Consider the following 22,754-nt stretch of genomic DNA (forward strand, 5'->3'; position numbering starts at 1 on the left):
GATCCAACAAAAACAATGATTCGGAGTACACAATGAGTGAGGTTGTTTATCCCCACCAGCAGGCGAACAGTCTGTGGAGTTCCAGAATGGCGTTTATTCTGGCGGCGGCCGGCTCGGCCGTCGGGCTGGGTAATATCTGGAAGTTTCCCTACATCACCGGGGAAAATGGCGGCGGAGCCTTTGTGCTGATCTATCTCGCCTTTATCTTTCTTATCGGCGTGCCGGTACTGATTGCGGAAATCATGATCGGACGGCGCGGCGGGCAGAGCCCGGTGGCCACCATGCGCACCCTCACTGAGACCGAAAACACCGCCAGGGGTTGGCGCATCATCGGCTGGAACGGGGTGGTGGCGTCCTTCCTGGTGCTGTCCTTCTATGCAGTGATTGGCGGCTGGGCGCTGGTGTACATCGGCAAAACGGCCATTGGTTTGTTTGCCGGTGCGGATGCGGAAGCTGTCGGTGGTCAGTTCAACGACCTGTTGGCCAGCCCCTGGGAACTGCTGCTGTGGCACTCGGTGTTCATGGCGATCGTGGTGTTCATCGTTGCCCGGGGGGTGCGATCCGGCCTGGAAAAAGCAGTCAATATGCTGATGCCCTTGCTGTTTGTGCTGTTGGTGGTGATGGTGATCTATGCCATGAACAGCGGCAGCTTCGGCCGTGCGGTGCACTTCATGTTCTCGCCGGATTTCAGCAAGCTGACCACCGAAGGCGTGTTGATTGCGCTTGGCCATGCCGCCTTTACCCTGAGCATCGGTATCGGGGTGCTGATGGCCTACGGCTCCTATCTGCCCAAGAGCATCAACATTGCCCGAACCGCCATGACCATTGCGGTGGTGGATACCAGCGTGGCCCTGCTGGCCGGGCTGGCGATTTTTCCGCTGGTGTTCGCTAACGGTCTGGAAGCGGGTGCCGGTCCCGGGCTGATCTTCGTTACCTTGCCGCTGGCCTTCGGGCAGATGGGCGCGGGTACCCTGTTCGGCACGGTCTTCTTTGCCCTGTTGCTGGTGGCCGCCATCACCTCGGCCATCTCCATGCTGGAGCCGGTGGTGGAATGGCTGGAAGAACGCAAAGGTGCCAGCCGCGTCAGAAGTGCCATCGGGGGCGGGTTGGCGGTGTGGTTCGTCGGCATTGGTACGGTGCTGTCGTTCAACCTGTGGAGCGATGTGCATCCGTTGGGGCTCATCGGCTTCTTCGAGGGCAGAACGGTGTTCGGCCTGCTCGACTTCCTGGTCACTAACCTCATGATGCCACTGGGCGGGTTGGCAATTGCGCTGTTTGCCGGCTGGGCCATCAGGCGGGAAGGGCTGGCGCAGGACATCGGTCTCTCCGGCGCCGCCTACCAGGCGTTCATGGTGGTGCTGAAGTACGTGACCCCGGCGGGAATCGCCATCGTGTTCCTTTACAACCTGGTGTAAACACCGTCAACCGGCGGCGCCACCCTGGCGGCATCGGGCCACAGGTGGCGCCGCCGGTATCTGCTTAGAGGCGGGCGCTGATGCCCAGGGTGGTGGTCTGGCGATGGTACCGGTAGCGAGCGAGATTGCTGTCATTGTCGGTGTGTGTCACCTTGGCGGTCATTGCAAAGGTCCGGTTGAATCGGTATTCCGCATCTAATCCCAGGGCGAGCCGCTGGTCTGTGCGCACCAGGGTGAGTCTGGCTTCCGGCGTCTGCAGCCGGTGCGGGTCCCGATAGCGGCTGTGTCGGAAACTGGCGTTGGCGCTGATCCGGAGTGCCGTCGTTACCTGGTAGCCAAGCTTCGCACTCAAGGTGTGCGCCTGTGGCGACACGCTGAAGAATTCGGTAGCGGTGCGCCAGTCCTTGCGCGCGTCGTAACCAAAGCGATATCGCAGGTCGCCTGACCAGTCCCCCCATTGTGCCCGGTAGCGGGTTTCCAGACGGTAATGCTGGCCCTGATACGCCCGGTACCGGGAGGCCGCCGCAACTATCTGCTCGGCCTGCACCAGGAGCTGGCAGCGCGCGGACACCGGGTCGCTGGTGCAGGCGGGGGTGGACAACCCGGCGGTCAGACGGGCCCGCTGTTCCCGTGAATCCCCGCCTTGCCACAGTTGGTCTCCCCCCAGCCCCAAGTGGACCCGCTCTTGCCCGAGGGTGTGAACCCAGGCCGATTCGACCCGCAACAGATGCACGTTGAAGTCGGCCTCCGTGAAATACTCGCGCACATAAAACCGGGCGTCGAATTTGAGCCCCTGCTGGTCCCGGCGGAAGGCATAGCCAGAGACGGCACCGACCGATTCCAGAAAGGCACCGTCGAGCGCAGTGGCCGCCCTGTCCGGGAACAAAGCAATGTTCTCCTCATAGCCGACGGCCACGGCTAACAAACCGTGCCAGTGGCCCGGTTCATGGGTGCCACGGAGCCGGGCAAGCTGAGCCCGGGCCAGGTGTGCTATTTTGCCCTCACTGTCTGCGGCCATCAGGAAAAGCTCACCGGCGCGTGCGGGATCGTCCTGCGCCAGCGCGATCAACCCGAGGTTGTACACCGCCAGGGTGTGGTTGCTGGTGTGCTCCAACTGCCGAAACATGCGGCGGGCGTTGTCGTAGTCGGCCAGCCGGTAATAGACCACCCCGAGGTTGTAGGTCAGCGCCCGCGAGGTCATGCCCTGTGCCCGGGCCGCCTCAAGGTGCCGGCGGGCCTGTTGCAGGTCGCCGGCCTGAAACGCCTTGATGCCAGCGGCGAAGACCGGCCGGGTGTCGGCGCCGGTCGCCGCGGCCTCTGCGGCGCTCAGGGTGATGCCCAACGAGAACAGTAATAACCTGAGGAGCTGGAAGGACAATGCAGATCCCTTAATGCTGGCAAAGTGCTTGCGCATTATGGGACACCTTCACTCGAAATGTACAATAAAACGACAGGCTCGAGCCCGGCCCTCCTGGCTGAGGTGGCCAGCAATCGGCGCCTACTGAGGCACGGGCAGCTCCGGCAAGGTCGGCGGGTCGGTTATGGGCAGACTGCCATCCGGGTCTGGCAGTTCCGGGAGCTCCAACCCGGGCTGCTCGCCGATTGGCTCACCCGGTAACTCCAGCTCCAGCGCGTCCCGGGTTTCGCGCGCTTGGAACGACAGCGACTCTTCCAGGGTCCGGGCCTCGTCGGCGAGTTCGCTTGCATCCAAAGTGTCCAACTTGTCGCCGAAGGGCAGTTCGTTGAGCGAGTCGGGGATTTCCATTTCCTGAACGAAGGAGGTATCCAGGGCTTCCTCGTCCATGACCATGCGCATGGTCACGTCCAGGTCCGGCGCAGCCAGGACCCACCCGGGCACCAGCAGCAGCCCGAGGGTGAGGGTGCAAATATTGAGTCTGGTCATTGGTGCTCCTGCAATCATGACGGTGGCTCCGTATCCTTGCCAATGTCTGCGCGGAAAGTCTTCCTGTTGGTGCCGTCATCAAGGTGGGCGACCAGGGTGCCGGCGCCCGGAAACAACACCTTCAGCGGCAGTGCCAGCAAATTGTCACCGGGCTTCAGGCTGACCTTCCAGCTGATCCTCTGGCGACCGGGGAACGGCGCCAGCTCCATATTGGGCGGCAACTCGAGGGTGAGCGTGACGTTGTCGACCGCCTGTTGTGAATTGAACGCCAGCCGGACAGTCTGCGATTGCTCCTGAACGCCGCTGAATTCGTTGGTGGGTGGCGATGCTGTGGTGGCCAGCGGGGTGTCGGGGGTACCCGGAGCAAAGAGTTGGCCACCAATAAACATGCCAAGCACCAGAGCCGCAGCAATGGCAGCTCCCCAGCCGGGCCTCAGCCAGCGCCGCTCTCCGCCGGGGCGGTCGCTGCTGGTGGCTGCCCGCAACACACGCGCTTCAAAATCGGCGGCCGGTTCCGGCACCCTCATGGCTTGCAGCCCCTGGTGCACCGACCGTGCCGCCGACCACGCCGGTGCGCAATTGCCGCACACCCGGGCGTGCTGGCGCAGCGCCAGGATAACCTCGTCGGGCCAGCCGCCCGGAGGCATGGCATCAAGTTTGGTTGTAAATTGGTCGCAGTTCATTCCGTCCACCTTACTGAACCTCACGTTGCTGGTCCGCAAAAGGTTCCAGTTCTTCCTGCAATTTTATACGTAACGCAGCGCGTGTGCGGTGCAGGCGTGATTTTACCGTACCGAGGGCGACGTCCAGAACCGCCGCAATGTCTTCCTGACGCCAGTCGTCCACGTCGTGCAGCAGCAGCAAGGCGCGTTGGTCGGGGGCCAGTTGCGCCAGTGCCTGCTGCAGCGACCGGTCGCGGAACTCCTGATGGAGCCCCTCCAGGGGATCTTCATCCGCACCGCTGAGGGAGTCCAGGAACGGGCTGGAGCTGTTTGTATCGTCCAGGGCGCTCGCTACCACTTCTCTGCCGGTGGGGCGCTTGCGCAGCGAATCCACGAACTGCCGGTACAACACCCGGTTAAGCCAGGGGCGCAACTGCGCGACCGTCTCCAGTTCGTCGAGCTTCGGATAGAGCTTGACCACCACGTCCTGTACAAGGTCCTCAGCATCGTGCTGGCGCCCGGTTAAGCGGAACGCAAGCCCGTACATGGTCTTCAGGTGCGGTTGGATAAGACGCTCAAAACGCTTTGATTTGGACTGGCGGAATGGAAACAGGGCCAATCGGATACCTCTGTGCTGCGCCCGCTGCTGAACCCAGCGCAGGTGTTGTGATTATTGTTGCCTGAAACCCATGGTACCAGCACCGGGCCTTTCGGGGTATGCCCGGGGGCAATAAGTAACTTCAGTGTTCAACTATGAAAATCAACAGGTTTTGGGGCTTATTGCGGGGAATTGAAAAAAATCGGAACAGGTTGGGAACCTTTTCCATTAGACATACGTGGAAGGGTACTAACGGTACAGCAGATGCCGAATTACAAAAAAACCCTTGAGGTAAACGAGTATGTTGATCCGTAATGCCTTGCTTGCCGCCCTTTCGGCTGCTTCATTCGGGCTCACTGGCTGTCTGGACAGCGGTGGCCAGACCAATCACAACGCCGACCCTGACTACATCATCAAGGGCGGCCCAAGGATCGACCGGGGAACCCACCCGTTGTTTGATCCCCTGGCCACTGAATTCACCATTCCCAGCGATGCCCTGTTTTACTTGAGCGACCTGAACGACGGCACCATGTTAAACGGCACCGACCCCGACAACCCGGTCACCGACGGCATTGGTTACCTGGACGGGGCGTCGGTACTGGCCCCCATTGACGTCAAAATCAGCGCCAGTCTCCATAGTGAACAGATTCTGGATGCACGTGAATTTGTCCTCGCCGAAGACGAGAGCACCACCATTCCCAACCCGAATCAGAACGTGTTTCTGGTGCCGGTTGATTATGCCGGCGGTGATCCGTTGAATGCGCTGGATGCGGAAGCACCGGGGTTGATGACCGCGGCCCGTTACCGGGAGGCGCTGCGACTGCAAGCGGATGGCGATGACGCCGGAGCAGAGGCAATCTTTGCAGAGTTGCGCGCCGATAAGGTCCGGGTGGAGCTGCTGGATATCGACGGCGGCCAGAACAATCTGGTCCGGATTCTTCCGCTGACACCTCTCGCGGCCAAAACCCAGTACATGCTGGTACTGACCAACGACATCAAGGACGCCGACGGCCATCCGCTGGTGGGGTCGCCCACCTTCCAGAGTGTCGCCAACCCCGACCGGGTGCTGTCGAACGCGGGGTTTCAGCCGTTCCGGGATGCCATGTTGCCGGCCCGCAAACTCGCGGCAGACTACTTTGAGTTCAAACGGGATTACCCGGAATCGGACACTTTCGCGGCGACCTTTGCCGACATCACCTACGCCACCATGATCACCACCACGGCAGTGGATGATGTGCTCCTGGCAAACGCGGCACCCATTGTCTATTACCGGGACACGCTGACCCTTGCTCAGCGGCAGGAATCCCTCCGCAAGCTGGTGGCCGGGTTCTACAATTTGAGCGGCCAGACGCTGGCCGAGGGGACCGGCGAAGAGCAAGCCCTGAACGCGGCGCTCTATGCCACCCTGACCGACCCCACATTTCGTCTGTACGATGCCGAGCTGGCGGCCATTCTGGAGGCCGCTAACGATGACGGCATCACAGTGGCTTACGGAGATGTGATTACAGACGCCGAAAGCGATCGCCGTCTGGCGCACGGCATTCAGGTCGCGGCCGCAGAGGCCAGCGACGCCGCCATGGAGATCGAAACAGCGGCGCAGAAACTGGCGACAGCGGCTGAAACCTTGGTGGATACGCCCAAAGCGCGCACTGTCAGCATTTTCAGTCAGCGTCCCGGCGGCGAAGTGAACCCGGCTCTTGAGCAGAACCCTACAGGGGTGCCAGGGGCGGAAATCAACATCCGCGTTTACGAAGGGGAGATTACCCTGCCGTACTTCCAGGCGGTAGCGGCGGCCGGTGACGGTTCGCAATTGAAAACCACCAGCTGGCAGCCTGCGGATTTTTCCGCCGACCCGGAACTGACCCCGGCGCCGTCTGACCGAATCAGCTATCGCTTTCCGTTCGCCGGCAAAACAGCGGATACCGTTGTGCCCATCGTGGTTGCGGCCCCGCCAGCAACAGAGGCACCCCCCCCAGGGGGCTACCCGGTCATCATCTACCAGCACGCGGTGACCCAGGACCGGTCGGCGATTCTGCCCATGGCCACGGCGGCGGGACTCACCTGTATTGCCACCCGAGCCTCTGCGTCACCGGATGACTGTTTCGTTACCGTAGGCATCGACCAGCCGTTGCACGGTATTTTTGAAGAAGATGGCGGTGCCGTGGGTCTGAGTCCGATCTCAACCCAGGCGGGCGCGTCTGCGGAAGCCACCGAACGTCACTTCGGCTTCGCCGCTGACGCCGAGCTGAATGCGGTGGCCGCCGCCGGCTTGACAGATCCGGAATCCGGCAGTTTGTTCCTGAACTTCGCCAACTACGCCAACACCCGCGACAACATGCGGCAGAGTGCGCTGGATCTGCTCAACGTGAACGCCTCGTTGCGGGCAATCCAAACCGCGATAGGCGAGTGCTCAAGCTGCGCCAACACGGTATTGAGTCTCAATCTGGGCAAGGTGTACTTCATGACGCACTCGCTCAGCGGGATGGGCGGCGTTGCGGTGCCGCACGTCACCAACGCGGCCATTGCGGCCGGCAACTCCGAACTCAACACCATCAACGCGTCGACTTTCTTCAACACGGGCGGCAATTTTTCCCGCTTGGTGGAGAACTCCCAGTCGGTGGCACCGCGACTACTGCCGGTTCTGGATGAGGCGTCCGACGGTCTCCTGGCGCAGGGGCGCACCGAATTGAACATCTACTTCAATGTGCTTCAGGCACAGCTGGATTCGGTAGACCCCACCGCCTATGCCCCCTTCTACAAGGGGCAGCCCGTGCTGCTGACCGAGATTGCCGGTGATCCGGAGGATGCCGACAAACCTACGGACAATACCGTTCCCAATGCGGCCGATGAGGCGGGTGCTCTAGGCCCGCTTGCGACCACCATTGCGGAAACCGGGTTTGTGATACGGGGTGAAAACATGCCCCTGGCCGGCACCGATCCGCTCGCTGCGGTCATGGGGGCGGCCGCCATACAGGCAGCTGCCGCTGACAATACCTTGCCGGTGATTACCCGCTACACCGAAGGGGCCCACGGCAACCCCATTTCCGCAGGCACCAAAAGCGCGGAAGCCTACTCTTCCAGTGCCGTATTCACCGAAATGACGGCGCAGATGCTGGAACTGTTCACCCAAGGGACAGTGTCGGTCGATAACGGCTGTGTGGTGCAGGGGGTTACCGGTACGGATTGTGACAATCCGGACAACAGCGACCCCGGCAGTGATCCTGATCCCGATGATGGCAATGGCGACGGCGACGGTGGCATTGCCATACCCCCGATCCCGGGTCTGTAAGCAGCAGGCACATCTTCACTGACAACCATAACCATGGCACCTGCCCTGTTCGTGCGGGGCAGGTCATGCCACAAAAAATGTGCGGAGTACCACGCAATGACAACAGCAACATCCATTCTGGCCAGATCGGTCCGGCTGGCACTGGCGGCCCAGCTTGTGTGCTTGGCCCCGGCAGCGGTTGCCGTCGACTTCAATGTCTACGGCATTGATGCTTCGTTCAGCACCACGCTGACGGCCGGCACCGCCATCCGCCTGGAAGACCAGGACAAGGACCTGATATCTCAGGGTAACCTGGGGCCGCAGTTTGCGTTCAGCAACACCGGGGCCTCTTCCAACAACTTTGACGATGGCAACCTGAACTTTGAAAAAGGCAAGCCCTACTCAACCATACTCCGCGGCCGCAGCGAGCTGTTTCTCGACTATGTGCCCGACAGCGATGTGCTGACCCGGGTGGGCGCGCTGGTTCGTGGCAGCTACTGGTACGACTACGAACTCAAGAATAAGAAGCGGGCCACGGACCCTGTGGGCCAGCGCCGCGAGCTGAACGCGAAAGCAAAGGACAACGCCGCCGGGGCGGATTTACTCGACGCCTACGTCTTTACCGACTGGTATGCGGGGGAGATACCGATTGCGGCACGCTACGGGCGTCAGGTGGTGAATTGGGGGGAGAGTACCTTCATTCTTGGCGGTATCAACGCCATCAACCCGATTGACGTGCCGGCATTCCGCGCCCCGGGGGCGGAGCTGAAGGACGTGCTCATGCCCATTGAGATGCTCTACACGTCTGTCGGCCTGACTGCAGACGTCACATTGGAGGCGTTTGTACAGACCAACTGGGAGCCGTTCCGCATCGACGATTGTGGCACGTTTTTCTCGACCGCGGACGTGGCCGCGGACGGTTGTGGGCCGGTGCTGCTAGCCGGCCAGGTGCCGGATTCCCAAGCGTTGGACGAAGGTTTCGTGGCACCGCGGTTGGGTGATAAAGAGCCGGGGGACAAGGACCAGTTTGGCGTGGCGCTCCGCTGGTATGTGAACCCGCTGGAAGCGGAACTGGGCTTCTACTACACCCGTTACCACAGCCGCTTGCCCTACATCAGCGGGGTGGTGAACAATCCGGCGTCGCCGGAAGGCACGCAGATGACCGACCCGACTGCGCCGGACAGCCGATTCCCGAGCTATTTCATCGACTATCCCAAGGGCATTGACCTGTTCGGGGTGAGTTTTAACACCACCTTGCCGACCGGTACCTCACTGGGTGCGGAATACAGTTACCGGCCAAACATGCCGATCCAGTGGAACACCTTTGAGCTGATATACGGTGGCTTGCAACAGCGGGGACCGGATGGTCAGACCATCAGTAAACTGGAACAGCGTGAGCAGGCCAAAGGCGTCAACTACGCCGGCCAGGCGGTCGATGGCTACGATCGCTACGGGGTATCACAGGCCCAGGCGACGGTGATCCACTTTATAGAGCGCACCATGGGCGCCGCCCGCTTCATTATCGTCGGTGAAATAGGGGCCACCTACGTCCACGATCTGCCCGGCTTGTCCGAGGCCCGTTACGGTCGCTCCGGCGCCTTCGGGGTGGGCCCGGTGCCTCTGGACGGTCCCAGTTTCTCCGGGGATTACTGCAGCGAGGGGGTCAGCGATGCGGACCCACGCCTGAACATCAACGCCAGCTACTGCACCAACGACGGCTTCACCACCTCGTTTTCCTGGGGTTACCGCACCCTGTTCGCCTGGGATTATCCGAATGCGGTGGCCGGTATCAACCTGATGCCCAAAGTGTTTCTCTCTCACGATGTAAAAGGGTATGCGCCAGACCCCGGCGGTAACTTCAAGGAAGGCAACAAGTCCATAGGGCTTGGGCTGGATGCCAGCTACCAGAACGCCTATCAGGCGTCACTCAGTTACACCAATTACTTTGGTGGCGATTTCAATGAAATTAACGACCGTGACTTTATAGCCGCGTCAATTTCTTACGCTTTTTAAACACTCGGGAACCGAAGGAGATTTGTCCCATGAAAATGATGCGAACTTTGCTATGCAGTACGGTGGCCAGTGCCCTGCTGGCTGCCGGGCCGGCGGTTGCCGCGGTAGCGCCGACGGAAGCGGCCAAACTTGGCGACACCCTGACCCCGATGGGAGCGATTAAAGCGGGTAACGGGAAGGAGATCCCCGCCTGGACCGGTGGCCTGGTGACTCCGCCGGCGGGATTCAGGGGTGACGGCCGTTACGTGGATCCGTTTCCCGAAGATCAGGAGTTGTTCCGTATTGATCAAAGCAACGTCGACCAGTACGCCGATCGCCTGACCCCGGGGCAGGTGGCGATGATCAACACCTACAGCACCTATTTTATCCCGGTGTATGAGACCCGGCGCTCGGCAACCTACCCCGAGTCGGTGCAGCAGAAGACCAGGGAAAATGCGACCGAGGTGACGCTGATCGACAGTGGCAACGGTCTGCAAAATTACCAGACCGCCATACCGTTTCCGATTCCGCAAAATGGTCTGGAGGCAATATTCAACCACATCACCCGCTATCGGGGGGGCTCGGTCACCCGCAATGTGGCTCAGGTGACGCCCCAGCCGAACGGTGAATTCAGCCCGGTCAAGTTCACCGAGTCGTTCACCGAGCGGGTTGAATTGAGGGACTACAAGCCGTCGGAAGACGACAACGTGATGTTCTACTTCAAGCAGGAGATCAACGCGCCCGCCCGTCTGGCGGGGAACGTCCTGCTGATTCATGAAACCATCAACCAGGTCAAGGAACCCAGGCGCGCCTGGCTGTACAACTCCGGCCAGCGCCGGGTGCGGCGCGCGCCGAACGTGGCCTACGATGGTCCGGGTACCGCCGCCGACGGCCAGCGCACGACCGACAACCTGGATCTCTACAACGGTGCGCCGGACAAGTACAACTGGGAGCTGAAGGGCCGCAAGGAACTGTATATTCCCTACAACTCCTACCGGTTGGCCAGCGGCGACCTGCGTTACAGCGACATCATCAAACCTGGTCACATCGATCAAAGCCTGGCGCGTTATGAGCTGCACCGGGTCTGGCATGTGACCGCAACGCTGAAGGATGAGGAGCGGCATGTCTATCAGGTGCGCGACTTTTACATCGATGAGGACAGCTGGCAGATTGCCGTGGTTGATCATTACGACGGCCGCGGCAACCTGTGGCGGGTAGCCGAAGCCCACGCCATGCAGATTTACGACGCGAAGCTGCCGGCCTACGCGTTTGAAACCCTCTACGATCTGCTGTCCGGTCGCTACCTGGTGATGGGTATGACCAACGAAGAAAGCTCCCCGTACGTCTACGGGACCGAGCGTAATTCACGGGAATACACCCCCGCCGCGCTGCGGCGTGCCGGTGTCCGTTAACCGCACAAGGGGGTAAGGAGACCCCTGGCCGGGGTAGTTGCCGGCCAGGGGCCGCCGGTCAGCCGCCGCCAGGCCGGCTCAGAGAGGCGGTCACCTCGGTGTTCTCCGCCAAGGACACGAACTGATTGGTGGTGCCATCGAGGGCGTCGATGCGCCCGGATTCGATATCGTAGACCCAGCCGTGCAGGGTCAGGCGACCTTCCCGGAGGGCCAGGTGCACCGAGGGGTGGGTCTTGATGTTGGACAGTTGGGCGAGGATGTTCTCCCGCACCATGGAAGCCACGCAGGCGCGCTGGTTTTCATGGGTCCGGGCTTCGTTGACGATTTTGGCGGAATCGGCGTAGCGCAACCAGTGCCCCACCGCTGGCATTTGATCCATATTCTGGCCGGTGGCTATAGCGGTCATGGCGCCACAGTCGGAATGACCGCAAATGACAATGTCGGTCACCTTCAACGCTGATACGGCGTATTCCACCGACGCGGAGACCCCTCCCGGTTCCGGGCCATAGGAGGGCACAATATTACCCGCATTGCGGATCACAAACAGACCGCCGGGATCGTGCTGGGTAACAAGTTCCGGTACCAGGCGACTGTCGGAGCAGGAGATAAACAGCGTGCGGGGGTTCTGTTGGTTCGCCAGATTCTTGAACAGATCGGCGCGTTCCGGGTACACCTCATTCTGAAATTTCAAAAAACCTTCAATAATGTCTTTCATCACGAAAGGCTCCAAGCCACTACCTGATTGATATCATTCATCTTACGTTCAGCACTTTGCAAGGTAAAAGAATGGTTGGTTATAAGTGAACCGGCCTTGTTGCGTGCCAATTTGGACAAATCGAACCGGCGGTGGATTATGCGCCTCGGCGCGGCCCGTTGGTATTACCCATAAGCACAACAAACGGGCACGGCCTCGACCTTCAGTTCCGCACCGGCACCACCACCCGGCCACGCACCTGGCCGTCCAGCAGCTGGCGGGCCGCGTCGATGGCGTCCGCCAAAGCGATGTCGGTGGTCAGACTGTCCAGCAGGGCGGTGTCCATGGTATCGGCCAGCCGCTGCCAGGCGTCCAGGCGCTCACTGCGGGGGGCCATCACGCTGTCGATGCCGTACAGGGTGATGCCCCGTAAAATGAACGGTGCCACGGTGGCCGGCAAGTCCATCCCCGCCGCCAGACCGCAAGCGGCCACTGCCCCCCGGTACTGGATGCCGGCACACACGTTGGCCAGCACCTGACTGCCGGCCACATCCACCGCGCCCGCCCAGGTTTCTGCCGCCAGCGGCTTGCCCGGGCCGCTGAGTTCGGCGCGGTCGAGAATGTTGTTGGCCCCCAGTGACCGGAGGAAGTCCGACTCTTCCATGCGCCCGGTGACTGCGGTCACACTGAAACCCAGCCTGGCCAGCAAGGCGACCGCAATGCTGCCAACCCCGCCGGCCGCACCGGTGACCAGTATGTCGCCCGAGGCGGGGGTCAGGCCGTGTTTCTCCAGTGCCATCACGCACAGCATGGCGGTGTAGCCGGCGGTACCCAGGGCCATGGCGTGCCGGCTGCTCATGGTCGCCGGTAGCGGAATCAACCAGTCGCCGGACACCTGGGCTTTTTCCGCCAGCCCGCCCCAGTGCTTTTCACCCACCCCCCAGCCATTGAGGATTACCTGGTCTCCGGGTTTAAAATCGGGGTGCTCGGAGTGCGCGACCCGGCCGGCAAAATCAATCCCCGGAATCATCGGATACTGTTTGGCAATCGGTGCCCGACCGGTGATGGCCAGGGCGTCTTTGTAGTTGAGGGTGGAGTACTCCACATCCACCTGGACATCGCCGGCGGGTAACCGGGCTTCGTCCACCTCGCGCAACGCGACCTGCTGCTCATCCCGGGTGCCTTCAATCACAATTGCTGTAAACATGACCATCTCCATTTTTGTTGGTTGTTTGTTCTCAGGTTTCGGCAAGGCCGTAGTCGGTTGGCGTGCTGAGATTGCCCAGGGCGGTGTTGTCGAACAGCGGTCGCCCTTCCCACAGGCCGTCTGCAACCTGAAGAGTAACCTGATTCATGATGGTTTGGGCAAGTTTCAGGGTGGCGAGCGCGGGAGGCATGTCTCTGGGGGTTACCATGGCCAGCGACCGGTGAAGCTCCGGGGTGTCGATGGGCACCGCGACCAGTTCATTGCGCATGACCATCTCGTGCACGGAGGCCAGGGACAGTACGGTATACCCCAGCCCCCGCTGCACCAGGTCGGTCAGCAGGGGCCAGGCATTGACCTCAATGGCGACCTGCAGTTGCTGCTGATGCTTCATGGCTTCCTTTTCCAGCAGTTCGCGCAGACCGTGCTTCTCTTCGGGCATCACCAGCGGCAGGTTGAGCACCGCTTGCAGGGAAATGCTCGGGCATTGGGCCAGCTCACTGTGAGGGGGGCAAATCAGGTAAAAGCGTTCTTCAATCAGTGGCGTGCGTTGCACATTCTTCTGTTTGCCGTGGTGGTAAGTAATCGCCAGATCCACCCGATGCTGCGACACCATCTGCTGTAAGGTGCCGCTCATGGCCGATTTGACCGACAGAGTGACGCGGGGATAATTGCGCCGATACTCCTCAATGACCCCTGCGGCGAAGGTGCGCGCTGCGGTCGGCAGCATGCCGAGTACGATGTTCCCGGTCACTTCGCCGGCGATGGCGGCCACTGCCGCCTGGGTGCGCTCCAGTTCCTGGAAAATAGCCTGGGCTTTTTCATACAGCAGTTCACCGGCGGCGGTGAGCGCCACGCCGCGGCCGTGACGCACAAACACCTCGACAGCCAGCGCTTCTTCCATCAAGCGGATCTGACGGCTGAGGGCCGGCTGGGCGACGAACAGTTTTTCGGCAGCACGGCTGAAACTGCCGACCCTGGCGATGGTCAGGAAGGTGTTGAGCTGGCGAAGGTCAATGTTCAGCTGGAACGACATATACGGCTCCTGCCCGGAAAGGCCGTTAAAAGGTGAGCGGGCACGCCGAGATCAGCGTGGAAAACTGCTAGCCATACAAAAAGTATATAGGCTGTATATAAAGTATATAATAGAGGTATTTTGAGCCTGGTGGTATTCTGATCACCGTCTATCAACATCGCAACGAGACGACCGTATGACCAACACCAACTTACATGCCGAAAATGAGGGATTGAGTGGGTTTCGGGAACTCCTCGGTTTCACCGTGACGGAGTGGAGCCCCGGACGTGTGGTCATCGATGCGCCGGTGCTTGCGCACCATCTCAACCGCAACGGTTTCGTGCACGGCGGGGTTCTGACTTCCCTGCTGGATAGCGCGTCCGGGCTGTGCGGGACCTTTTGCCCGGTACCCGGCAACATTCGCCGCTGCGGCACTGTCTCGCTGGCTACGCAATTCATGAGTCCGGTTCAGGACGGGGTGTTGCGCGTGGTGGCCCGGCAATTGAGCCGGGGGCGCAAAATCTTTTTTACCGACGCTCAGGTCCATTGTGGCGACACGCTCGTGGCGACCGCGCAGGGTTCCTTTCGTTACATCCTGGGGGGCGACAACGAAGAGGGCGTGCCGGCGTCGCAGTGATGGCAACAGCGACGGCAATGTTCCGCTTCCGGTCGAGTCTGGCCTATCTGGCCCTGGGTGCGAGCCTGGCGACCTTTTTACCGGGGAGCGCGTCTGCGGTGGTGGTGATCGCGGGCGTGGCGATTTTGCTGGGGTGGCGGCAACTGCGTCCCGTCGCCCGGGGAATCGCCGTGCTGGTCTTCGCCGTCAGCCTGTTTTCCCTGTTGGCAGACCCCGGTGTGCTTGCCAGCGCCAGCCAGAGTATGGCCGGTATTGTCGGCTTGGTACTGGCGGTGATGCTGCTGTCGGCGGTGCTCAGCACCTCCGAGGATTTAGGTGTGATTTCGCGGAGTTTGTTCAATGGGCGCTCTGCCAGTCGTTATCTGGGCTTGAGTCTGGGCACCTGGATGCTGTCCTTTCCACTGAATTTCGGGGCCGTGGGGCTGACCGCGCCGATGATTGGTCAGCAGGTGCAGAGTGCCGGTGATGGCGCCTCCACGCGCAACGCGGCCCGGGCCGTGCTCCGCGGGTTTGGTGGTTCGCCCATGGCGTCGCCCTTGTCGATCGCGGTGGTCATGACGATCACCCTGTTGCCAGGGCTGGCCAGTTGGACACTGCTGGTCTGGAGCGTGCCATTTGCATTGACCTACCTGTTGGTCGGGGCTTTGTTCCGGGAGCAGGAAATGGCTGTGCCGGCACAGGCGCAGGTCACCGCCAGCAGTGATGAACGGGCCCTGTGGCCCTGGCTGAGATTTATTGGCCTGGCGCTGTTGATTGCGCTGCAGGCCTTTGCCCTCAATACTTGGGTAAACCTCAAGTATTCGCAGGCGGTGACGCTGAGCTGCCTTACCGCAGTCACCCTGCTGCTCGCGGTGAGGCGCTTGGTGACCGGGGTCGCCAATCTGCCGTCCATGGCGAATGTGGCGAATGAACTTGCCATCATGGGGGGCGCGTCCTTTCTGGGTGGTGCCCTGGCGGTCATGGCACTGAGTTCGCTGGGCAGTCATTTCGCCTTGCCGGACTGGGCGTACCCGGTGACCGTGTTCTGTATTCCCTGGCTGTTCTTTGCCGCCGGGGCGATGGGCGCCAACCCCATCGTTTCGGCATCCGTGATCGGCGGTGTTTTGGGGCCGCTCTGGCCGGAACCGGCGCTATTGGGACTGGGTGTCGCCATGGTAACCGGTTGGGGGGTGAGTACCGCGGGTACACCCTATACCGCCAACGTTATGCTGTTGGAACGGTTTACCGGCTATAAAACCCGGATGGCTACCTATGGCTGGAACCTGTCCTTTTCACTGTTTTTTCTGGGGCTCAGCGGCTGTTTCAGCGCAACCATCGTGCTTGTCTCGTCCTGAACTTTAGACCTCGCTTCTGAAATCCAGAGGCTCACTAGTTTGCTGTCCTGCTGATTGGGCAGAATTCGTCAACTTGCAATGTATGGAGGCCGTGATGGCGCTTGATCAAGAAACCCTGAACCAGTTTGTCGACAGTGTTCGCCGCTATGTGCGCGAACGCCTCATTCCGTTGGAAATGCAGGTTGCGGAAGACGATCTGATCCCGGAAGAAGTGATTGACGAAATGAAGGAGATGGGGCTGTTCGGACTGTCCATCCCGGAGGAGTTTGGTGGTCTGGGTCTGAGCATGGCCGAAGAAGTGGCCATCATCCAGGAGATGGGTTACACCTCGCCGGCGTTTCGTTCCATGTTCGGTACCAACGTTGGCATCGGCTCCCAGGGCATCGTGATTGACGGTACCCCCGAGCAGAAAGCCCATTATTTGCCCAAGCTGGCCAGCGGCGAACTGGTGGGGTCGTTTGCGCTCACCGAAGCTGACGCCGGCTCGGATGCGGGTTCGGTGATGACCAGCGCCCGACGGGATGGCGATGGGTACATCCTGAATGGCACCAAGCGCTTTATCACCAACGCACCCCGCGCCGGCGTGTTCACCGTGATGGCCAGAACCGGCACCCGCGAAGAAGGCGGACGGGGGTGTCGGCGTTCCTGGTGGACGCGGATCTGCCGGGTATTTCCTTGGGACAGCCGGACAAGAAGATGGGGCAGAAGGGGGCGCACACCTGTGACGTTATCTTCGACAACGTCCGGGTGCCGGCGGATGCCCTGATTGGCGGCAAAGAGGGTCAGGGATTCAAAACCGCGATGAAGGTACTGGATCGCGGGCGTTTGCACATCAGTGCCCTGAGTGTGGGCACGGCCAAACGCCTGATTGATGAAAGCCTTGGTTACGCCACCCAGCGCAAGCAGTTTGGCACTGAAATCGCCAACTTCCAGCTGGTGCAGGCCATGCTGGCCGACAGCCAGACCGAGTATTACGCCGGTAAGTGCATGGTGGAAGAAACCGCCCGCTCTTACGACGCGGGCACCGCCGTGGCCATGAACGCGGCCAGCTGCAAACTGTACTGTACCGAAATGGTGGGCCGGGTGGCCGACCGCGCGGTACAGATTCACGGCGGCGCCGGCTACATCAGTGAATACTGTGTGGAGCGTTTCTACCGGGATGTGCGCTTGTTCCGGCTGTACGAGGGCACCTCGCAGATTCAGCAACTGGTGATCGCCAAACAGATGATTCGTAACAGTCAGGACGCAGTCTAAGCCGGGAGTTAGCTATGTCAGGCCCTTTATCAGGTATTCGTGTGCTTGATCTGTCCCGCGTTATGGCGGGGCCCTGGTGCACCCAGATTCTCGCGGATTTGGGCGCCGAGGTTATCAAAATTGAACGTCCGGGTGTGGGGGATGACACCCGTCATTGGGGGCCACCCTGGCTGAAGGATGCGCAGGGCAAGGCCACCAAACAGTCTGCGTATTATCTGTCCGCCAACCGGGGCAAACACTCGGTGACCGTGGACCTTGGCAGCCCGGATGGACAGGCACTGATCAAGGAGCTGGCGGCCGAGTGCGACGTGCTGGTGGAAAACTTCAAAACCGGGGGGTTAGCAAAAAAAGGACTGGGCTATGCGGATCTGGCCAGTATCAACCCGGGGCTGGTGTATTGCTCCATCACCGGATTCGGACAAACCGGCCCCATGGCCAATGACGCCGGCTACGACTATCTGATTCAGGCGCAGTCCGGGTTGATGAGCATTACCGGGGTCGCCGACGGGCAGCCCGGTGCAGGCCCGCAACGGGTCGGCATGGCGGTAGCGGACCTGACCACCGGCATGAACGCCGTAGTGGCCATTCTTGCGGCCATTCACCATCGCTCCAAAACAGGGGAGGGCCAGCACATCGACATGGCCCTGCTGGACGTGCAGGTCAGCTGGCTGGCGAATCAGGCACTGAACTATTTCTGCAGTGGCGAGGTGCCGGGGCGCACCGGGGAGTACCACCCGAACCTGGCCCCCTATCAGCCGTTCCCGACCCAGGATGGCCAGGTCATCATCGCGGTGGGCAACGACGGTCAGTTCCAACGCCTGTGCGACGCGCTGGGGTGCCCTGAACTGGCGGAAGATGCTCGCTTTGCCACCAATCCACAACGGGTTCAGCACCGGCCGGAGCTGGTGGGCAAACTGTGTGAGATCACGCGCACCCGCACCAGCCGGGAATGGATGGATCGCCTGATCGGGGTGCATGTGCCCTGCGGCCCTATTCAGAACATTGCGGAGGTGTTTGAGGATCCGCAGGTGCAAGCCCGTCACATGAAGGTCGAACTGGAGCACCCGCAAGTGGGCAAGGTGCCGGGCATCGCCAATCCGATCAAATTCTCCAAGACCCGGCAGGTCTATCGCAAGGCTCCGCCTCTGCTGGGCGAAGATACGGACGCTGTGCTGCAGCGCTTGCTGGCCAAATCCCCGGAAGAGATCGCCGCCCTGCGCGCCCGTGGCGTGCTGTAATCGGTTCGCACATTTCTCTAGGCCCCCGGCCCGCCAGCCATGAGGCGGCCCGGGGCGTTTCATCTGACAGGAGAGTCACCTTTATGTTGGTTTCTTATCATCGAGTCGACGAGCTGGGTGTGATCACGATTAACAACCCGCCGGTTAACGCTCTGTCCCACGGCGTGCGCCAGGGCGTGCAGCAAGCGATCACTGCCGCTCAGGCCGACGACTCCAAAGCCATTGTTATCCTGTGTGAGGGCCGTACCTTTATCGCGGGTGCGGATATCACCGAATTCGGCAAGCCCATGCAGGCGCCTTCCTTGCCCGAGGTCAATGCGGCGCTGGAAGCGTCTGCCAAACCGGTGATTGCCGCGCTCCATGGCACGGCTCTGGGCGGTGGTTTGGAACTGGCGTTGAGCTGCCATTACCGGTGTGCCACAGCCAGCGCCAAAGTCGGGTTGCCGGAAGTGACTCTGGGGCTGATCCCCGGGGCGGGCGGCACCCAGCGGGTACCCCGGTTAATCGGCGTGCCGGCCGCTTTGGACATGATCACCGGCGGCCACAGGATTGGGGCGGAACAAGCGTTGGCACTGGGGCTGATCGATCGTCTGCTGGACGACACCCTTGAGGCCGGCGCGCTGGCCTACGCCCGGGAGCTGGTGGCCGCGGGCGCCGGACCAAGGCGGATCCGCGACATGAGCATCGCGGCCGACAGCTGTGACCCGGACACCATTGCGGCGTATCGCGACCGCTTGCACAAACGGCGCCGGGGCCAGGAGGCGCCGCAGATCATCGTCGATTGTGTCGAGGTGGCGATGACCACGCCGTTCGATGAAGGTCTGGCGTATGAGCGCGCCCGGTTCGTCGAGCGCACCCAGTCTGAACAGTCCGCAGCGTTGCGGCACATGTTCTTTGCCGAGCGTCAGGCGCCGAAAGTGCCGGGGTTGGACCAAGCGGTCGCGCCGCGCAACATTGAGCGGGTGGCGGTGGTGGGTGCCGGCACCATGGGCGGCGGCATCGCCATGGCGTTCGCCAACGCGGGCATACCGGTCACCCTGCTGGAGCGTGACCAGGAAGGCCTGGACGCTGGTCTGGCGCTGATTGACAAGAATTACGGGATCACCGTCAGCAAGGGCAAACTGACCCCGGACGAGGCGAGCGAACGGCAGGCGCTGATTGCCGGCACCACGGATTACCAGGCGCTGGCCAAGGTCGAGCTGGTGATCGAGGCGGTGTTTGAAAACATGGACGTCAAGAAGCAGGTGTTTGCGCGTCTTGATGAGGTCTGTAAACCCGGCGCGATTCTGGCGACCAACACCTCCTATCTGGACATAAACGAAATTGCCGCAGCCACCACCCGGCCCGAGGACGTGGTGGGTCTGCACTTCTTCAGTCCGGCCAACGTCATGCGTTTGCTGGAGGTGGTGCGTGCCGCGCACACGGCCGATGCGGTCATCGCCACGGCCATGGCACTGGGTCGCCGGATTGGTAAGGTGCCGGTGCTGGCCGGGGTGTGCTTTGGCTTCATTGGTAACAGGATGTTGCGACAGTACGTGCGCGAAGCCCAGTTGTGCCTGATTGAAGGCGCCGAGCCGGCGCAGATCGACGGGGTGCTGACCCGCTTTGGTATGGCCATGGGGCCGTTGGCGGTGGGCGACCTGTCCGGGCTGGATATCAGCTACAAGGCCCGCCAGGCATTGACCCGGGAGCAAAAGGGCGACCCGCGCAGCTATGCAATCGCCGATGCGCTGGTGGAAATGGGCCGGCTGGGGCAAAAAACCGGAGCCGGCTATTACCGTTATGATCCGCAAACCCGGGCCCGCACTGCCGACCCGGAGGTTCTGGCAGTGATTGAGGCACAAGCGGAGAAACACGGGGTAACCCGCCGTGAGCTGAGCGATGAGGAAATTCTGGATCGCCATTTGATGGCCCTGATCAATGAGGGTTTCCGTATCCTTGAAGAAGGCATCGCCCAGCGTCCGAGTGATATCGACGCCGTGTATGTGCACGGTTACGGGTTCCCGGCGTACCGGGGCGGCCCCATGTTCTACGCCGGCCGGCGCGGCCTGCGGGCGGTGCGGGAGCGCATCGAGGGTCTTCACGCCAGCACCGGGGAAGCCCATTGGCAGCCTGCACCGCTGTTGGTGGAACTGGTCGAGGCTGACCAGACGCTGGATGACTGGCTGGCCAGCCGCACGCGGGCCGCCGGGCAGTAATCCGGAGGCTGTTGTAGCCCTCGAATTCCGGTTCCGGGTGCTTGCCCGGGGCCGGACACCCTGCTTGCCTCTCTTGCTTCTCTGAACCCGGCTCCGTTTCCGGGACTGCTGCTGATCCTCAATACCATCCTTTGCAATCAGTCGGTCACCGCTGTGGTCCCGTGGCTGAACAAAAACACCTTGCACCTGTTCATTGAATATGTGAAATTACGCACAGAGTAATGAGCGAACACAAGTTCGATACGCGAACATGATTGTCACTGAGTAGGACACGCACAAAAATGATCAAGTTAATGAAAAGCCGTGTAAAAAGTAAGATTATGTGGACCCTGGCTGCTGCCTCGCTGACCTGTGGAGGGCTGGCTCAGGCGGATGAGTGGCCAACCGACAACATTCGTTTGGTGGTGCCCTACTCAGCCGGTGGCACAACGGATCTGTTAACCCGCAAGGTTGCGGACCTGTTGCAAAAAGAGCTCACCACTGTGGTGGTAGAGAACCGCCCGGGCGCCGGTTCTACCGTGGCCACCGGCCAACTGGCTCGTGGTGGACGCGGCTCTGACCACATGCTGTTGATGGCTTCGCCCGGCCACACCATTGGTGCCTCTATTTATCCGAATTTGCGGTACGACCCGGTGGAGGACTTTACTTTCGTACGCAACGTGATCAACATCCCCAATGTGATGGTGGTTCCGGTGGTCAGCCCTTACAACACCGTGGCTGAATTCATCGAAGGCGCCCGCGAAAAGGAACTGTCCTTCAGTTCGTCGGGTATTGGCAGTTCCATCCACATGTCGGGTGAGCTGTTCAAAAGCATGACCAAAACCAACATGGTGCACGTACCTTTCCGGGGGTCCGGTGAGGCGCTGCCGGCCTTGTTATCGGGTGACGTGGATGTGTCGTTCGAGAATATGCCCACGGTCTACCCACACATCAAGTCGGGCAAGCTGAAAGCACTGGCGGTCACCACGGCGGAAGCCTCCGAGTTTTTGCCGGGCGTACCGACCATCCGGGAGGCGGGTAAGGGCTACGGTCTGGAAGACTTCGAAACCTCGGCCTGGTTTGGCCTGATTGCGCACAAGTCTTTCCCGGAAGAGGGCATCGACAAGCTGCAGGCGGCCCTGGATAAAGTGATGGCCAGTGAAGAATTCAAAAACTTCCTGCCACAGTTTGGTGCCGAGGCTGGCCGGGTGAGCGGCGACGAATTCCGCCAGTTCATTGAAAGTGAATTGCAAAAATGGTCTGCGGTAGCGGAAGATGCCAATCTGAAGCGGTAACAGACGCAGCATTCGGGGCGGGGCTTATCCATCAAGGTGCCCCGCCTTTTTTCTTTGAGAACGATCGGCAAACAGGGCCTAATCATGGAAAATTCCGAGCAAATATTCGTTGAGAGCAGTGAATCCCAGTGCGGCAGATGGAACCCGAACTCGATTCTGGGGGGCGTTTTTTCCATTCTGGCGCTGTGTTTCCTGTATTACGTAGTGCCCACCCACATCGAGCTGCCTTACCACATGCAGCACCCCTTGCTGTCGCCGCAATTTCTGCCGCAGCTGGCGGGCTGGATGGTGTTGGTGTTGTCGCTGCTGCTGATGATTGATGGTCTGCTCAAGCCACCCAAGCGGGAAGCCGCTGATGAATACCGGCGCGGGGTTCCGGTGTTACGCCAGGTACTGATGCTGGTCGCCGGTATTCTCTATGCGGTGTTTTTTGAACAGCTGGGTGCCATAGGCAGCGGTGTGCTGGCGACGGCCCTGCTGTTCCTGGCCAGCGGGTTACGCAGTGTCTGGGTGTATGCGTTGGTGATTGTCTTCCCCGTGGTTGTGACCCTGTTGTTTATACACGTGCTCAATGTGCCGCTGCCGGCGGGTACGCTGTGGGAGTCGCTGTCGTTGATCTGAACCCCTGCTGGATAGGGCGTGAGCAGATGCAAGGT

At 61.0% G+C, this 22,754-nt stretch carries 17 protein-coding genes and 1 pseudogene; 11 read left to right on the forward strand and 7 right to left on the reverse strand.

The annotated features are described in order from the left end of the window. The first annotated feature begins 32 nt into the window (after positions 1 to 32). Positions 33 to 1,415 (forward strand): sodium-dependent transporter, encoded by a 1,383-nt coding sequence (locus tag BG841_RS07800; RefSeq protein WP_070057144.1) that lies wholly within the window; start codon positions 33 to 35, stop codon positions 1,413 to 1,415. Positions 1,416 to 1,479: 64 nt separating this feature from the next. Here BG841_RS07800 and BG841_RS07805 read toward each other — a convergent pair whose 3' ends face one another. From BG841_RS07805 to BG841_RS07820, 4 genes are all read right to left on the reverse strand, one after another. After that, positions 1,480 to 2,829, reverse strand: a complete 1,350-nt coding sequence (locus BG841_RS07805; RefSeq protein ID WP_070057145.1) for an outer membrane beta-barrel protein — start codon at positions 2,827 to 2,829, stop codon at positions 1,480 to 1,482. Between the two features lie 84 nt (positions 2,830 to 2,913). Beyond that, positions 2,914 to 3,318: a hypothetical protein gene (locus BG841_RS07810; protein ID WP_070057146.1), complete on the reverse strand. Its 405-nt coding sequence runs from the start codon at positions 3,316 to 3,318 to the stop codon at positions 2,914 to 2,916. Between the two features lie 14 nt (positions 3,319 to 3,332). Then, positions 3,333 to 4,001 (reverse strand): hypothetical protein, encoded by a 669-nt coding sequence (locus BG841_RS07815; RefSeq protein ID WP_070057147.1) that lies wholly within the window; start codon positions 3,999 to 4,001, stop codon positions 3,333 to 3,335. Positions 4,002 to 4,011: 10 nt separating this feature from the next. Next, positions 4,012 to 4,599 (reverse strand): RNA polymerase sigma factor, encoded by a 588-nt coding sequence (locus BG841_RS07820; RefSeq protein ID WP_074454310.1) that lies wholly within the window; start codon positions 4,597 to 4,599, stop codon positions 4,012 to 4,014. Between the two features lie 280 nt (positions 4,600 to 4,879). On the opposite strand from BG841_RS07820, the gene BG841_RS07825 reads away from it, so the two are divergent. From BG841_RS07825 to BG841_RS07835, 3 genes are all read left to right on the forward strand, one after another. Then, positions 4,880 to 7,867, forward strand: coding sequence for a hypothetical protein (locus tag BG841_RS07825; protein WP_070057148.1), 2,988 nt, complete (start codon positions 4,880 to 4,882; stop codon positions 7,865 to 7,867). Between the two features lie 96 nt (positions 7,868 to 7,963). Further along, positions 7,964 to 9,859: a DUF1302 domain-containing protein gene (locus BG841_RS07830; protein ID WP_070057149.1), complete on the forward strand. Its 1,896-nt coding sequence runs from the start codon at positions 7,964 to 7,966 to the stop codon at positions 9,857 to 9,859. Between the two features lie 29 nt (positions 9,860 to 9,888). Then, a complete protein-coding gene (locus tag BG841_RS07835) occupies positions 9,889 to 11,250 on the forward strand; it encodes a DUF1329 domain-containing protein (RefSeq protein ID WP_070057150.1) in 1,362 nt (453 codons plus the stop codon). Between the two features lie 58 nt (positions 11,251 to 11,308). Here BG841_RS07835 and BG841_RS07840 read toward each other — a convergent pair whose 3' ends face one another. The 3 genes from BG841_RS07840 to BG841_RS07850 form a co-directional block, all read right to left on the reverse strand. Then, entirely contained in the window at positions 11,309 to 11,965 is a 657-nt protein-coding gene (locus tag BG841_RS07840; RefSeq protein WP_070057151.1) for a carbonic anhydrase, read from the reverse strand. Positions 11,966 to 12,167: 202 nt separating this feature from the next. Further along, positions 12,168 to 13,151 (reverse strand): MDR family oxidoreductase, encoded by a 984-nt coding sequence (locus tag BG841_RS07845; protein ID WP_070058742.1) that lies wholly within the window; start codon positions 13,149 to 13,151, stop codon positions 12,168 to 12,170. Positions 13,152 to 13,182: 31 nt separating this feature from the next. Further along, positions 13,183 to 14,184, reverse strand: coding sequence for a LysR family transcriptional regulator (locus BG841_RS07850; RefSeq protein ID WP_070057152.1), 1,002 nt, complete (start codon positions 14,182 to 14,184; stop codon positions 13,183 to 13,185). Positions 14,185 to 14,359: 175 nt separating this feature from the next. On the opposite strand from BG841_RS07850, the gene BG841_RS07855 reads away from it, so the two are divergent. The 7 genes and pseudogenes from BG841_RS07855 to BG841_RS07885 all read left to right on the forward strand — a co-directional run bounded on the left by BG841_RS07855 (position 14,360) and on the right by BG841_RS07885 (position 22,719). Next, a complete protein-coding gene (locus BG841_RS07855) occupies positions 14,360 to 14,800 on the forward strand; it encodes a PaaI family thioesterase (protein WP_070057153.1) in 441 nt (146 codons plus the stop codon). Continuing rightward, positions 14,800 to 16,134 carry a hypothetical protein gene (locus BG841_RS07860; protein WP_070057154.1) on the forward strand — a complete coding sequence of 445 codons (1,335 nt, stop codon included), beginning with the start codon at positions 14,800 to 14,802 and terminating at the stop codon, positions 16,132 to 16,134. The genes BG841_RS07855 and BG841_RS07860 overlap by 1 nt, the downstream gene beginning before the upstream one ends. Positions 16,135 to 16,228: 94 nt before the next feature. Next, positions 16,229 to 17,388 (forward strand): annotated as a pseudogene (locus tag BG841_RS07865) (acyl-CoA dehydrogenase family protein). Positions 17,389 to 17,402: 14 nt separating this feature from the next. Further along, positions 17,403 to 18,626: a CaiB/BaiF CoA transferase family protein gene (locus BG841_RS07870; protein ID WP_070057155.1), complete on the forward strand. Its 1,224-nt coding sequence runs from the start codon at positions 17,403 to 17,405 to the stop codon at positions 18,624 to 18,626. An 83-nt stretch (positions 18,627 to 18,709) separates the two neighbouring features. Further along, positions 18,710 to 20,824: a 3-hydroxyacyl-CoA dehydrogenase NAD-binding domain-containing protein gene (locus BG841_RS07875; RefSeq protein WP_070057156.1), complete on the forward strand. Its 2,115-nt coding sequence runs from the start codon at positions 18,710 to 18,712 to the stop codon at positions 20,822 to 20,824. A gap of 281 nt (positions 20,825 to 21,105) precedes the next feature. After that, a complete protein-coding gene (locus BG841_RS07880; RefSeq protein WP_070057157.1) occupies positions 21,106 to 22,098 on the forward strand; it encodes a Bug family tripartite tricarboxylate transporter substrate binding protein in 993 nt (330 codons plus the stop codon). A gap of 84 nt (positions 22,099 to 22,182) precedes the next feature. Beyond that, positions 22,183 to 22,719 (forward strand): tripartite tricarboxylate transporter TctB family protein, encoded by a 537-nt coding sequence (locus tag BG841_RS07885; RefSeq protein ID WP_083260214.1) that lies wholly within the window; start codon positions 22,183 to 22,185, stop codon positions 22,717 to 22,719. Positions 22,720 to 22,754 lie beyond the last annotated feature (35 nt).

It is taken from the genome of Marinobacter sp. X15-166B (assembly GCF_001752365.1).
In the GTDB taxonomy this organism is placed as follows: Bacteria; Pseudomonadota; Gammaproteobacteria; order Pseudomonadales; family Oleiphilaceae; genus Marinobacter.

Excerpts from the sequence above, each read along its gene's own strand:
- BG841_RS07800 (WP_070057144.1), top strand. The coding sequence starts at position 33 with ATGAGTGAGGTTGTTTATCCCCACCAGCAGGCGAACAGTCTGTGGAGT.
- BG841_RS07805 (WP_070057145.1), bottom strand. The coding sequence starts at position 2,829 with ATGCGCAAGCACTTTGCCAGCATTAAGGGATCTGCATTGTCCTTCCAG.
- BG841_RS07810 (WP_070057146.1), bottom strand. The coding sequence starts at position 3,318 with ATGACCAGACTCAATATTTGCACCCTCACCCTCGGGCTGCTGCTGGTG.
- BG841_RS07815 (WP_070057147.1), bottom strand. The coding sequence starts at position 4,001 with ATGAACTGCGACCAATTTACAACCAAACTTGATGCCATGCCTCCGGGC.
- BG841_RS07825 (WP_070057148.1), top strand. The coding sequence starts at position 4,880 with ATGTTGATCCGTAATGCCTTGCTTGCCGCCCTTTCGGCTGCTTCATTC.
- BG841_RS07830 (WP_070057149.1), top strand. The coding sequence starts at position 7,964 with ATGACAACAGCAACATCCATTCTGGCCAGATCGGTCCGGCTGGCACTG.
- BG841_RS07835 (WP_070057150.1), top strand. The coding sequence starts at position 9,889 with ATGAAAATGATGCGAACTTTGCTATGCAGTACGGTGGCCAGTGCCCTG.
- BG841_RS07840 (WP_070057151.1), bottom strand. The coding sequence starts at position 11,965 with ATGAAAGACATTATTGAAGGTTTTTTGAAATTTCAGAATGAGGTGTAC.
- BG841_RS07845 (WP_070058742.1), bottom strand. The coding sequence starts at position 13,151 with ATGTTTACAGCAATTGTGATTGAAGGCACCCGGGATGAGCAGCAGGTC.
- BG841_RS07850 (WP_070057152.1), bottom strand. The coding sequence starts at position 14,184 with ATGTCGTTCCAGCTGAACATTGACCTTCGCCAGCTCAACACCTTCCTG.
- BG841_RS07855 (WP_070057153.1), top strand. The coding sequence starts at position 14,360 with ATGACCAACACCAACTTACATGCCGAAAATGAGGGATTGAGTGGGTTT.
- BG841_RS07860 (WP_070057154.1), top strand. The coding sequence starts at position 14,800 with ATGGCAACAGCGACGGCAATGTTCCGCTTCCGGTCGAGTCTGGCCTAT.
- BG841_RS07870 (WP_070057155.1), top strand. The coding sequence starts at position 17,403 with ATGTCAGGCCCTTTATCAGGTATTCGTGTGCTTGATCTGTCCCGCGTT.
- BG841_RS07875 (WP_070057156.1), top strand. The coding sequence starts at position 18,710 with ATGTTGGTTTCTTATCATCGAGTCGACGAGCTGGGTGTGATCACGATT.
- BG841_RS07880 (WP_070057157.1), top strand. The coding sequence starts at position 21,106 with ATGATCAAGTTAATGAAAAGCCGTGTAAAAAGTAAGATTATGTGGACC.
- BG841_RS07885 (WP_083260214.1), top strand. The coding sequence starts at position 22,183 with ATGGAAAATTCCGAGCAAATATTCGTTGAGAGCAGTGAATCCCAGTGC.